We start from the raw sequence: 13,319 nt of genomic DNA on the forward strand, positions 1-13,319 counted from the left end.
CTTCTACGCCGATTGCTGGCGATGCGCCAACGCCAGATCTCTCAGCATCGCCTGTTTTTTCGCTTGATGGGCCTGCATCCGCTTCAAAATATCGTCGAGCGTCCTGAGCGCGGCAACGATATGAGGCCCCTTGTTGAGCATGACGCATTCGGCGCGATCACTCATCGCGGCGTCAGTGATTTCAGCCCGTGACGGCCTGCCTTCCTTCGCCAGGGATTCGAGCACTTGTGTAGCCCAAATGACTGGCACATGGGATGCTTCGGATATCCAAAGTATCTCTTCCTGGATTTCAGCCAAGCGTTCGAAACCGGTCTCCACAGCTAGGTCGCCCCTGGCAATCATCACGCCGCAACTGGACGAATGCATGGCGGTCAGCAGCATGTCCGGCAAGTTCTCGAAGCCACGGCGGGTCTCGATCTTCAGCACAATGGCAGGCTGTCGATCGCCTAGTTTCGCCAGGTGGTTCTGCAGTTCTTCCACATCGCTTGCCCGGTTCGCAAACGACAGCTCGACAATGTCAGCATGCTCTGCAATGAAGGGCAGGTCGTCAATGTCCTTTGACGTCAAGGCCGCAAGCTTCAACTCGCTGTCGGGCAAGTTGATCCCTTTGTCGGCACGCAGCTTTTCTCCACCCGGCCGAGCGCATTTGATGCGCACGACCATGGCGTCCTTTTCGACCTTTTCGATGATCCCGCCGATCTTGCCGTCGTCAAACCAGATCGTCTCTCCAGCTCGTACATCGTCGAAGACCGCCGGCAGCGTGCAGCCGATCCTTGCCGGAACGCTGCATTGTCCCATGCTGTCGACGCTGGCGGGACGCCCGGGGATCAGTTCGCGCGTCAGCATTAGCACGTCGCCGTCGCGCAAGCGAATCACTTGTTCTGTAGAGGGCAATGCGCCGACCCGGGCGGTCTTCGCCTTGCCTTTATGACCCTTGCGGCGGTGTCGCAAGATGGTTTCTGGAACGATATACACCGTCTTGTCTGATTCGAGCCAGCAACCCATGTCGGTAACCTCGGCGACTATCAAGAAACGCCGCGCGCCACGCGCATCGGTTAGCGTGACGTGGTCGTCCTTGTGAAGCCCGGCCAGCCACTTCTCCGGCACGTCCACGCATGCGTCTGCGTCGGCAGGTGCTTTTCGGGCGTCGACATTCGCAGCGATCCAGAGCCGAGCAGGGGCCACGACGCGTCCCAGGACATCGCGTTCCGGACGTATGCGCAGCACCTGCGGCCCGGGCTCCACGGGACCGGTCCGAAGTTTCGGGCCGGCCAAGTCCATCGCAACCTTGCAGGTGCGCCCCAAAGCCTTTTCGGCACGTCGCAGGTTGTCGATGATGCGCGACCAGGTCGCTGTGTCGTCGTATGCGCAGTTAATGCGGATGCAGCCCATGCCCTGCTCGAGCAATTGATGGACAAGTTCAGCGTCGTCCGCCGCCGTGCTGGGCATGGTGACCATGATGCGAACGTTGCGGCCATTCGGACGTGGACCCAGAAGCTGGTCGGCATGTTCGTCGAGGATGCGACTGCCGGCAGAAAATTCAATGTAGTGGTCGCTCTCCGGGACGGGCTCGGCAGAGTGCATGAGACGCCGCAACAAGCTCAGAACGGCGTCGACTGTCGCCAGCACATGCGCTTCCGCCCGGCCCAGGGATGACAGGCCAAGCGTTGCAAGCCGTTGCTGCAGCGGACGCAGGTCGCGCCGGCGCAGAGCCAGGTAATGCAGCAAGTTGCGTGCGCTGGCCTGGTAATGAGGCTGGACTTCGGCGATCCGGTGCTGGGCGTGAAGAGTTTCAGCGACGATGTCCGCGCGGATCGACTCCAGCTCCCTCAGGAGGACGGCGACGGCCTCGCCGCTGCCGGCACGTTCAATATCGTCGTCAGCCAAACCCACCCCCTCTGCCTGTGCGCACCTGGACTACGCGCAAGCCTTCAATATTGGTGCCAGTGCTCGCGCCGACCGGACTATGGCTGTCGCAACACCGTCTTGGCGCTGCAGACGGCAGGTATGCTAGTTCGGCTTTGTGACCTTGGCATGACGCGCTTGTGCGCGTGTATCCAGCCGCTCCGCTAGTGGGAGCACTGTCCCGACACCGGAGATGCACATGCTTCCCGATCCTCTGCACGCACACTTCCGTCTGACAGAACCCGAGTGATGACGGCACCGCTCATGCCTCGTGCTTTGAGGTATTCGATCGCACCGACCGTTCCCAGGGATGTCTGTAAGCGAATGCTTTCTTTAACGATATCTTTTCGTTGTGGTTGCCGCGGCGGGGCCGACGTCGTACGGCGTTCCATTTGCAATGTTTCCATAACACCCTCTCAAGAGTTGAATTTCGCTTGGTGGTAGCTGGGGCAAAGCTTGCGGCGAAGCGCAAGTGTTGCCCGCTAATCTAACAGCAAGCGGAAAGAGTTGAAACAGGGTGCAGCTTGTTGATGGCTAGGAAAAGACCTACGTTTGAATCTGCCAGCGATAGCGCGGCAATAGTAAGCGATCACGCGGCGGCGCGTGTACGTAGCCCGCTAATGTCATGCAGACCAGACCGCAGCGGATCATCCGCAAACATTCCCTTCCAGACCCGTGGCGTGAGCTGATGCACCAATGACGCCGGATGCTGGCCGACACGCTGCAGCACGTCCACGAAATAGTCGTAAGGATTGATATCGTGTAGCCGGCAGGTCGCCAGCAGGCTTTGAACGATGCCGACGTGCTTGGCGCCCAGCTCGGTCCAGCTGAACAGCCAGTTCTTCTTCCCCATCGGGATAACTCTCAGGGCGCGCTCGAGGTGGTTCGTGTCGATCGATACCTCCGGGTCATCCAGGTAGACCGACAGGCCGACCCGGCGCTCACGGATATACGCCAGCGCACCGAGAAAGGGACTGCTCGGCAGGAATCCCTGTTTGTCGAACTGTTCGTCGATCCAGGTGAAGAAGCGCTCGAGGACAGGTTTCGACTGTTTCTGTCGGCGTGTGAGCTTGGCTTGTCCCGTCAGGCCATCGTCGCGAATGTGCTGTTCGACCTTGTAGAGACCGGCGATCGCATGCAGTGCCTGGTCGGCCTGCACCGGCTCGATATCCTTGGCATCAAAGATTTTACGGCGTGCGTGTGCCCAGCACTGCGCGTGTGTGATCCCGGTCTTCTTCGCGTAATGCTCATAGGCGCTGTAGCCATCGCTTTGCAAGACGGCGCCATTTGGCCGCTGCAGGCCAAGCGTGGTCTCGACGTGCTTGGCCGCCCGGCTGGGGTAGTACAGGAAGCAGATTTCATCCTGCTCGCCCACGACGGGCCAGAAATACGCTGCCTTCATCTTTCCTGGGCCGGCACGCCCCGCCTTGATCGGCGTTTCGTCCATCGCGATCACGCGCGAGCGCCGCACCGACTCCAGCTGGGCGTTGAAGATCGGCTCGATCAGCGATACCGCGGCCGGCATCAGCTTCGTGATCCATGCACGGCTGACGTTGATGCCCGAATCCTGCAGTTTGACGTGCTGGCGGTACAGCGGCTGGTGATAGGCGAACTTATCGATGATCATGCCGGCGATGAAGCTGACGTCGGCGCGGCAACCGTCCAGTACGCCGACCGGAGCCAGAGAGCACGACAGCGCTCCATCAGCACGAAGCTTGATGACCGGGCGCACGTACTTGAGGATGACGTAGCTGCCGGGACGCTGGGCCAGGCGGTAGCTGACCTTTTCGCCGATCACCTCGAAGTCTGCCGGGTCCAGTCCTGCCGTCTCGTCATTGGCAACGGCGATGACCTGGACCGGCACCTTCGACTCGTCAAAGAACAGGGCCGCGTCATCGGTGCCATCGATGAGATTGCTGTTCTTCTTCCCGGGTACGCGCTCGTGCGCCGCGATCCTGGTCTTTTTGGCCGGCGCCGCCGCGTCATCGGGAACGACGTCGAACGCCTCTCCCAGAGTGCCCTGGACGCCGTCCGGTTCCGGCATCCGACGCTCGCTCTTCTGCCCGAAGATCTGCCGCTGAAACCACGCCACCTGACGGCGCAGCCGGATGATTTCACGCTCTTTCGCGTCGAGCAAAGCGCTCATCTGCGGCATGGTCAACCCCACTGCTGAACTGGCAGTGTCAGAGGCGGGATGTTGGTCGGAGGGCATAGCAATATTATAAAGTTTTCGCAGGGTGAACTCGCTGGTTTTGGGTGCCGGTGCCAGGCTTTTTGTAGCGCTTACGCACCTGTTTCGGCTCGATCCCTTCGAGCAGTAACTTCAGTCCCGTCCAGTCCATTTCGCAGCTTTTAACGTCGGCCCAGTTGCTGACCAGACGGCCTTGCTCGAGACGCTTGGCCCACACGCACAGGCCGCTGCGGTCGAAGTACAGGACGCGGATCTGGGTCGCTCGGCGGTTGATGAACGCGAACAGGTTTCCGGAGAGCGGATCCTGATGCATGACATGTTTCGCCAGCGCGTAGAGACCGTCGAATGACAGGCGCATGTTGACCGGCTGCCCGTATAGGAATACCCGTACCTGGCCTTCCGGGAAGAACATCAGCGCCTCGTGATCGTTAGGACGGTGCCGCCGCCGAGATCGATTCTGATGTCGATTCCAGCAGTCGGCGTCGACACCGATGCAGGCGGATGTACCATAGCCGTGACACCGGACGTGTTCGCGATGGTACCGAGGTCAATGAATGCTGCTGGCTGTCCGGGAGTGGCCGCGTGCCTGCTGGCGGCGGCCAGCTTTGACCGCCAGATATGGAAGCTGGCCGTCGACACCGATTCATCCCGGCAGAACGCAGCGATGGTCTTGCCGCTTTGCGCATGCCGAAGCAATCGGCTACGCCAGGCGGCTTCCTTCGAGATGTGAGACTCCAGCTTGTCCATGTCCGGCTCCGTGTTGTTGAACTCGGAGGGGATTGTGCCGGCTTGAGAAATCGGAAGATATAACGCCGCTCAGGAACCGCTTACCTGCCAAGTTCCCAAATGCCGACTGTGCGAGATGCGTGAGCGGACGTTCGAGCAACGGCGGTGGCACGTTCGCGGAGTTCGAGCCGGCCCGGCTAGTTCCCAAAGCCAAGCTCGCCCGAGGACTCGACGCCTTTCGGGAGACCGCATATCAGTGTGTTTCAAGGCGGTGGCATTTTCTTAACCCGGGCTTCCGTTCCACTGCACCTCAACCTTCAAATATCGGGCTCTGCGTGACTCCAACTATGAGCAATAGTGCTTAGCGCCCGATTTTTTCCGATTTCCCTAATTACCCCATGCTGGTCGCGACGCCCGTCACGGCGAGCAGCCAGAACGAGTGGGAGGTCGGTTTGTCGTCCTCGTCGTCGTCCGCGCCGGACAAGCCTTCGCGCATCATGCGCAGGCCCAGGAGTCCCAGCAACGTGAACGCGATCCAGTGGTCCCACGCTTCGACGTACGGCGCGGCCCAATGGCCGAGGGCCCAGCCGATCACGGGCGTGATGCCTTCGATGACGCCGAAGATCGCGCCCGTGCGCAGGGCCTCGCGAAGATGGGGACGTTGCAGCGCGGCGCCCTTGCCGACGGCGACGGCGAATGCGTCGGTGGACATGGCAAGTGCGAGTGCGGCGGTGGCGAGGAAATTCATTACGGTTCCAGTCGGGCGGATGACGATGGCATGCCGGCGCGGCCCGATGAACGCGCAGACATACCAAAGGTCTTGCCAACCGAAACGGCTACCCGTACCACGACGGCGAACGGCACCTGGCCGATGATCGTCGAGTGTGTTGATACGGGATCTTCCGCGCGGGCGGAAGCAGGCTACTCCCCAATGGGATGCCGGCATTCTACCGAAAATGTGGCCGGAAGGCCAGCGTCAGGCCGGGCCGCCGGCCTGGCGATGCAGGTTGGCGTATCGGAGCCCGAAGAACAAAATGAAGCCGTAGCACGCGGCCGGCACGAAGAACGACGGCTGGACGCCGATGCGGTCCGCCAGCATGCCCTGCAAGAACGGCACGATCGCGCCGCCCACGATGGCCATGCAGAGGATGCCGGAGCCCTGTCCCGTGTGGCGTCCCAAGCCGTGCAAGGCCATGCTGAAGATCGTGGGGAACATGATCGAGTTGCACAGGCCGACGGCGAGGATCGCCCACATCGCGGCCCGGCCTTCGCCGAGGATGGCCGCCAGCACGAGCACGATGGCGGCGAGCGCATTGAACGCGAGCGCCTTGCCCGGGCTGACGACACGCATCACGCCGAAGCCGATGAAGCGCCCGATCAGCGCTCCGCCCCAGTACACGCTGACGTAGCCGGCCGCCTGCGCCGCCGGCATCCCGGCGACCCGCGCTTCGCCCAGGAAGTTGACGAGGAAGCTGCCGATACTGACTTCTCCGCCCACGTACAGGAAAATCGCAACCGCGCCCAGCACGAGGTGGCGGTAGGCGAGCGCCGAACCGGAGGCCGCAGCCGTGTCGCCCTCCGCATGGTCGATGCGCGGCAGCCGGGCCAGCGCGAACAGCACGGCCAGGATCGCGAGCGCCGCCGCCAGCGCCAGGTAGGGGCCCTGTACCGTGGCCGCTTCTTGCGCGCGGTGCGCGGCCCGTCCGGCCGCGTCCAGCTTTGCCACCTGGTCGGCCGTCAGGCTGCCGGCCCCGGCCAGGATCAACGCGCCGCCGACCAGCGGGCCGACCGTCGTGCCGAGCGAGTTGAGGGCTTGCGTGAACGTCAGGCGGCTCGACGCCGTGGCCGGGGGACCGAGCACCGTCACGTATGGATTCGCGGCCACCTGCAGGATCGTGATGCCGGCCGCGAGCACGAAGAACGCGAACAGGAACAGCCCGTAGCCGCCCTGCGCGGCCGGATAGAACAGCGCGCAGCCGGCGGCCGCGATCAGGAGGCCCGTGACGGCGCCCTTCTGGTAGCCGAGGCGGCGGATCAGCGCGCCGGCCGGCAGCGACACGATGAAATAGGCGCCGAAGAAGCAGAACTGCACGAGCATCGCCTGCAGATAATTCAGCGTATAGATCGCCTTCAGATGCGGGATCAGCACGTCGTTCAGCGATGTGAGCAGGCCCCACATGAAGAACAGGATCGTGACGATGACGAGCGGTCCGGTGTTCGCCGCCGCGGCGGCGGGTGCGGCCGCCAGCGGCGCGGTGCCGGGCGTATTGGGTGCGGATGCCATGGTGTCTCCTCGTTATGGTTGTCGTGTCGCGGCGTCGAGCATGACGGCGCCGCCGCGCAGCGCGGGATAGGGTTCGGTGACGAGCCAGGTCGGAATGCGTGCCAGGTAGGGCCGCAGCCGGCCCTTGCCTTCGAAGCGGGCGCGGAATGCGGACGCGTGGAACAGGGACCCCAGCCGCGGCACGATGCCGCCGCCGATATACATGCCGCCCGTCGCGCCCAACGTCAACGCGACGTTGCCCGCCACGCTGCCCAGCATTGCGCAGAATACGTCGACCGTGGCGCGGCAGGCCGCGCTCGTGCCGTCCAGCGCCCGCGCCGTGATCGCGGCGGCGGCCAGGCGCTCGCCGGACAGGACGCGGTGGATCGCTTCCAGGCCCGGCCCGGACAACAGGCGTTCGGCCGACACATGGCCGTGTTCTTCCCACAACGCGTCCAGGACGTCCACCTCCTGGCGCGTGACGGGCGCGAAGCTGGCGTGGCCGCCCTCGCCCGCCAGCGCGATCCAGCGCGTGCCGCCGGGTCCCGGCGCGGGGACGACGCCGGACACACCGAGACCGGTGCCGGGGCCGATCAGGCCGATGGGCCGGCCGGGCGTCGCGGCGATGTCGCCGCCGATTCGCTCGCGTCCGGCCTCGTCGAGATGCGGCAAAGCCATCGCCAGCGCGGCGAAATCGTTCACGACCAGGAGCGTGTCGAGCGCCCGCGCGTCGCGCAGCGCCGCAATCGAAAAGCACCAGTGGTGATTCGTCATCCGCACGAAGTCGCCTTCGACCGGGTTGGCGATGGCGACGGCCGCATGGCGGATGGCGTCCGTCGCATGGCCGCGTGCCCCGGCCCGGGCCAGGTACGCATCCATCGCGGCGCCGATGTCGTCGTAATCGCGGCACGCCAGGACCTCGACGTCCGCGAAGTCGCTGCCTTCGGCCTGCAGCGCGAAGCGGGCATTGGTGCCGCCGATATCGGCCAGCAGCCGGTAAGCGGTCATTGCAGTTCCTCGCACGCGATGGCGTCGGCCGCGGTCGTCACGTCGATGTTGCCGAAGGCGGCGGCGAACGGAGCGTCGCTCGTCACGCTGAACGGCGTATCGACGTGTGCCAGGTCGGCGCGGAAGCACGCGAGCGGAATCGCCACCGATTGCCGGCCTTTTCCGGCCAGGCGCGCAAACAACCTGGTCGCATCGAGCGGCGTGCCGCACGCATTTGCGCCGCAGGCCAGCGCGATCGTCACCTTGCCGGCGGGTGCCTGCTGAACGACCGTATCGAAACGCAGGCCCCCCTTGACCGCCAGCGCGGCCGGCAGCGCAAGCGGCTTGGCGCCGTGCGCCTCGAACGTCGCGGGGCCCGTCCACGTGACGAGTTTCGCGTCCTGCTGCGTCTTGATCTGGGCGGTGCCGACCGCGATCCCGGGCAGCCGCGTCGTCGCATTCAGGTCGGCGCCGAGCGGCTGCACCGCCGTGCCGCTGCGGATGCGCATGGGGAAGCTGGCCCGGTCCGCGTGCCCGAAGATGGGGACAATGCGCGGGACCGTGTCGGCGGCGCTGCAGCCGCCGGCGGGGTAACTCGCGTCCAGCAGGCCGATGTGCGAACGCTCGCCGCGCCTGAGGCCATAGCCGTAGGCGAACAGCGGCGCATAACCGGCGTCCCCCACGTTCAGCGGCGTCTGGCACACGGACTTCGGCCACGAGAACGACAGCTTGCCCGTGAAGTCATAGGGCTTTGCTCCCTCGCCGGCGACGAGCAGGTCGGACACGCCCTTCCCTTCCGTGCCCGGCAGCCAGGCCGCGATGAACGTGTCGGACAGGTTCAGCAAATCGTTGACCCACAGCGGGCGACCGGACAGGAACACGGTCACGACCGGCTTGCCCTTGCCGTGCACTTTCTGCAGCACGGCGAGGTCCTCCGGGTAGCGGCTGGAATGACGCAACGTCCCCGATGGCACGATATCGCCGTCCCCTTCCGCATACGGGCCCTCGCCGATCACGGCGATCACGATATCGAATTGGGACGGATCGACATGCGCCGCGTCCGCGCTGTACGTGACGTTCGCGCCGGCCGCCTTCAGGCCCGCGAGGATCGTGTCGGCCTTCGGAAAATCGGCATTCGTGTTCGCGGTGCCCTGCCACGTCAGCGCCCAGCCGCCCGTCTGGTTGGCCATGCTGTCGGCGGCCTTGCCGACGACCAGAATGCGTCGGGGCGCGCCCGCCTTGGACACCGCCAGCGGCAGCGCCGGCCCCTCGTTCTTGAGCAGCACGAGCGATTCGCGCACGGCCCGGCGTCCAAGTTCTTTCGCCAGCAGCGCGTCGTCCTTGCCGGCCCACGCGGACTGCGACAGCCGCTTGCCGAACACGCCGGCCCGCAGCTTCACGCGCACGATGCGGCTGACGGCATCGTCGATGCGCGCCATCGGAATCCGGCCCGCTTCGACGTCCTGGATCGTGTTGGCGATGAACGCCTTCCAATCGTTCGGCACCATCACCATGTCGATGCCGGCATTGATGGCCTGGGCGCAGGCGTCGTTGCGGCAGCCCGGCACTTCGCCGATGCCGTTCCAGTCCGTGACGACGAAGCCGTCGAAGCCCATCTTGTCCTTGAGGATATCGGTGAGCATGTACCGGCTGCCGTGCACCTTGCCGTAGTCGCGGCCTGCCGCGACGTCGTTCCAGGAATTGAACGATGCCATGACGGTCTGCGCGCCGGCCTCGATCCCGGCGTAGTACCCCTGCGCGTGGATGTTCATCATGTCGCGCTCGCCGACCTTCGCGACGCCCGTGTTGACGCCGAATTCCGTGCCGCCGTCCGCCATGTAGTGCTTGATGCTGGCGATGACGTTGGCGTCGTCCGTAAGCTGCCCCTGCAGCCCCGTCACGTACGGCCCGGCCAGGCGTTTCACCAGTTGCGGGTCCTCCGAAAAGCTTTCGTAGGTGCGGCCCCAGCGATCGTCGCGCACGACGGCGACGGTGGGCCCGAACACCCACGCGATGCCGGTCGCACGTACGGCCTTGCCCGTCGCCGCGCCGATGGCTTGCACCAGTCCCGCATCGCGCGTGGCGCCCAGGCCGATATTGTGCGGGAACATGGTGGCGCCGTAGACGTTGTTGTGACCGTGGACGGCGTCCGTGCCCCAGATCATCGGCACCTTGATCGCCATGTCGGTCGCCATCGACGCGTCGTAGAACTCGTCCACCAGCTTCAGCCAGTCCGCAGCATGCGCGTGCTTGTCGTTGTGCGGCCAGCTGCCGCCGCCGTTCAGCACGGAGCCGAGGTAGTACGACCGTACGTCGTCGGGCGTCACCGATTTGATTTCGGCCTGCGTCATCTGGCCGATCTTTTGCGCGAGCGTCATCTTGCCGACGATCTCGCGCACGCGCGCCTCGAGCACGGGATCCGGCGCGATCGCGCTTCGCAGGTGTGGCCACGATTCCAGTTGCGGTGCGTCCGGTGCCGCTGCGGTGCCGCCGGCGGCCAGCGCCAACGCGCAGGCGACGGCCAGGCGCATGGTGCGGTTGATGTTCATGCGGGTGTCTCCAGGGGTCATGTCGTTATGGTGAAAGTGCGATTGGAAAGGTTTCCAATCGCGTCCGCAGATATTGAATGCAAACGACCGCGCTGTCAATCACCCGTTTGCGTTCAGGCGCCGTGCAGGAACTTCCGATACCATTTCGCGCTGTCCTTCAGCCGCCGCTGCTGCGTGGCGTAGTCCACGTGCACGAGGCCGAAGCGGCGCAGATAGCCTTCCGCCCATTCGAAATTGTCCAGCAGGCTCCACGCGAAATAGCCTTTCACCGGCACGCCGTCGTCCACGGCCTGGCGCAGTGCGGCCAGGTGGCGCATCAGGTAGCGGCGCCGTTCGACGTCGCGCACCTCGCCATCGCCTTCTACGACGTCGTCGTAGCACGAGCCGTTCTCCGTCACGTACAACGGCCCCGGGCGGTAATCGCCGGCGATCCGCGCGAGCAGCTCCGACAGGCCCTGCGGCGCCACCGGCCAGCCCATCGCCGTCGTCTCGCCTCGCGCCGGCAGGATGCGCGTGCCGAGCGGCCCGTGGCCGGGGTCGTCCGCGACGGTCTCCGGGAAGTAGTAATTCACGCCGAGGAAGTCGGTCGGCGCGGCGATGGCCTCGAGGTCGCCCGGCAGCACGACGGGCGCCGCATTTCCCACCTGCGCCAGCGTGGCCGCCGGATACCCGCGGCCATACAGCGGATCGAGGAACCAGCGGTAGCGCAGGCCGTCGTGGCGCTCCATCGCGGCGACGTCGCGCGCCGCATCGCTGGCGGGCCGCAGCGGGTGCAGGCTGAGGGATATGCCGACCTGCGCATCCGGCACGTTGGCGCGGATGACGGGCACCGCCTTGCCGTGCGACAGCAGCACGTGGTGCGCCACCTGCAGCGCGGTGCCCAGGTCCTGGATGCCCGGCGCGTGCCAGCCTTCGTAATTGCCGATGATGGCCGTACACCACGGCTCGTTATGGGTGATCCAGTGCTTCACGCGGTCGCCCAGGCGGCGCGTCATCGCGTCGGCCAGTTCGAGGAAGGCGTCGACCGTGCCGCGGTCGGCCCAGCCGCCGCGGTCCTGCAGCCATTGCGGCAGGTCCCAGTGGTAGAGCGTGGCCCACGGCTGCAGGCCCCTTTCCAGCATGCCGTCGACAAGGCGCGTATAAAAGTCGAGCCCCTTCTCGTTCGGCCGCTTGCCCGTGCCGTCGAAGATGCGCGGCCACGCGATCGAGAAGCGGTAGGCGTTCAGGCCCAGGTCGCGGCCGATGTCCAGGTCTTCCGGCCAGCGGTGGTAATGGTCGCAGGCCACCTGCCCTGACGAGCCGTCGCGGATCTTGCCGGGCGTGGCGGCGAAACGGTCCCAGATCGACTCGACCCGGCCGTCGGCGCTGCCGGCGCCCTCGATCTGGTACGACGAGGTGGCACAGCCCCACAGGAAATCGGGGCCGAAGTCGGCGCGCTTCGGTGCATGCGGCTCGGGGCCGTCGCCGGCCGGTGAAAAGTCGTTGGTGGTCATTGTCCTCTGTCTCGTTCTCAGTGAAATTGGAAAGCTTTCCAGCGTCGCCGCAAAAAAAGGCGCGCAAACGGCGGCGCGCCGGTCGTCATCGGTTCGGTGTCATGCGGCCTTGCGCCTCCTGCCGGAGGCCGTCGCCAGCGACGCGCGCAAGGTGACGCTGACGGGGAATTCGCGCGTGACGGGACGGCGCATGTCGTAGCACAGATTGAGCAAGGCATTGATGCCGTTCTGCGTCATCTCGCGCCACGGCATGTGCACGGACGTCAGGCGCGGCGCGGAGAAGGCGGCGCTGGGCGTATCGTCGTAGCCGAGCACGGACAGGTCGTGCGGCACGCGGATGCCCGCCTCCTGGAAGTACGACAGCGCGCCGACCGCCATCTCGTCGTTCGCGCAGAACAGCGCCGTGCACGGATGGCTTGAATCGAGCAGCTGCTTGGCCGCGGCCCAGCCGCCCGCGGGCGAAAAGTCGCTCTCCAGCCGCCACACTTTCGCGGGATCGATGCCGTTGTCGCGCAGCTCGCTCATGAAGCCGTCGATGCGGGCGCGGTTGTCCTCCAGCTGGCGCGGGCCTTCGACGACGGCGATCTTGCGATGCTTGTGGTCCAGCAGCGCGCGCGCCGCGAGACGGCCGCCGAGCGTATGGTCGACGGTGAAGCACTGGTCCGGCATCGATTCGAAATGGTGGTTCAGCGCGACCAGCTGTCCCGCCTTGGCACCCAGCGCGGCGAGGTCGTCCTCCAGCAACGCGCTCGTCATCACGACGAGGCCGTCGCACCCGCGCTCGACGAGGAAGTCGATGCCCTCGATGGCCTGGCGGCGCTCGTCGCCGAGGCCCACGCCGAACGCGAGCACCATGTGCACGCCGGCGGCGCGCAGTTCCGTGTCGATGATCTGCAGGATGGGCGTGTAGAACGTCCCGCTCAGCACGGGGATGTACACGCCGACCATGCGGCTCGTGCCGGACAGCAGCGCGCGCGCCGCATGCGACGGCCGGAAACCCAGCTCGTCGATCGCCTTTTTCACGCGCGCCAGCGTCGCCGGGGACACCGAGCCCTTCCCGCTCACCACGCGCGATGCGGTGCCGAGGCCCACGCCGGCCAGCTTCGCTACGTCCTTGATAGTCGCCACAACCTCTTCCTCAATACTTAGTGAACGTCGAAAAACCTACTGCGCGTTGCGGATTTGACTTGCGCCGCTCGCTGTAC

Annotated in this window: 9 protein-coding genes, 1 pseudogene and 1 riboswitch; all 10 genes and pseudogenes read right to left on the bottom strand. The window is 65.4% G+C overall.

The genetic code is table 11. The features are described from left to right. Window positions 1-3: 3 nt before the first annotated feature. Window positions 4-1,887, bottom strand: a complete 1,884-nt coding sequence (locus BVG12_RS05130; RefSeq protein WP_075796206.1) for a pyruvate kinase — start codon at window positions 1,885-1,887, stop codon at window positions 4-6. A gap of 607 nt (window positions 1,888-2,494) precedes the next feature. Further along, window positions 2,495-4,117, bottom strand: a complete 1,623-nt coding sequence (gene tnpC / locus BVG12_RS05135; RefSeq protein WP_156895552.1) for an IS66 family transposase — start codon at window positions 4,115-4,117, stop codon at window positions 2,495-2,497. A 7-nt stretch (window positions 4,118-4,124) separates the two neighbouring features. Continuing rightward, window positions 4,125-4,508: an IS66 family insertion sequence element accessory protein TnpB gene (tnpB, locus tag BVG12_RS05140; protein ID WP_083684601.1), complete on the bottom strand. Its 384-nt coding sequence runs from the start codon at window positions 4,506-4,508 to the stop codon at window positions 4,125-4,127. Further along, complete coding sequence (gene tnpA / locus BVG12_RS05145; RefSeq protein WP_075791477.1) at window positions 4,508-4,843, bottom strand: IS66 family insertion sequence element accessory protein TnpA; 336 nt, start codon at window positions 4,841-4,843, stop codon at window positions 4,508-4,510. The genes tnpB and tnpA overlap by 1 nt, the downstream gene beginning before the upstream one ends. A 376-nt stretch (window positions 4,844-5,219) precedes the next feature. After that, a pseudogene (locus BVG12_RS05150) lies at window positions 5,220-5,570 on the bottom strand (manganese efflux pump); the annotation flags it as partial. A 6-nt stretch (window positions 5,571-5,576) separates the two neighbouring features. After that, window positions 5,577-5,765: riboswitch (yybP-ykoY riboswitch) on the bottom strand. A 33-nt stretch (window positions 5,766-5,798) separates the two neighbouring features. After that, window positions 5,799-7,106, bottom strand: a complete 1,308-nt coding sequence (locus tag BVG12_RS05155) for a sugar MFS transporter (protein WP_083684605.1) — start codon at window positions 7,104-7,106, stop codon at window positions 5,799-5,801. 12 nt (window positions 7,107-7,118) lie between these two features. Further along, the gene (locus BVG12_RS05160; RefSeq protein ID WP_075791478.1) at window positions 7,119-8,093 is read right to left on the bottom strand and encodes a glucokinase; all 975 of its coding nucleotides are present in this window, start codon (window positions 8,091-8,093) and stop codon (window positions 7,119-7,121) included. Continuing rightward, window positions 8,090-10,621: a glycoside hydrolase family 3 protein gene (locus BVG12_RS05165; protein WP_075791479.1), complete on the bottom strand. Its 2,532-nt coding sequence runs from the start codon at window positions 10,619-10,621 to the stop codon at window positions 8,090-8,092. The genes BVG12_RS05160 and BVG12_RS05165 overlap by 4 nt, the downstream gene beginning before the upstream one ends. Before the next feature lie 113 nt (window positions 10,622-10,734). Beyond that, window positions 10,735-12,114 carry a GH1 family beta-glucosidase gene (locus BVG12_RS05170; protein ID WP_075791480.1) on the bottom strand — a complete coding sequence of 460 codons (1,380 nt, stop codon included), beginning with the start codon at window positions 12,112-12,114 and terminating at the stop codon, window positions 10,735-10,737. A gap of 99 nt (window positions 12,115-12,213) precedes the next feature. Next, window positions 12,214-13,242, bottom strand: a complete 1,029-nt coding sequence (locus BVG12_RS05175) for a LacI family DNA-binding transcriptional regulator (RefSeq protein WP_075791481.1) — start codon at window positions 13,240-13,242, stop codon at window positions 12,214-12,216. Window positions 13,243-13,319 lie beyond the last annotated feature (77 nt).

Source organism: Massilia putida (assembly GCF_001941825.1).
Classification (GTDB): Bacteria; Pseudomonadota; Gammaproteobacteria; order Burkholderiales; family Burkholderiaceae_D; genus Telluria; species Telluria putida.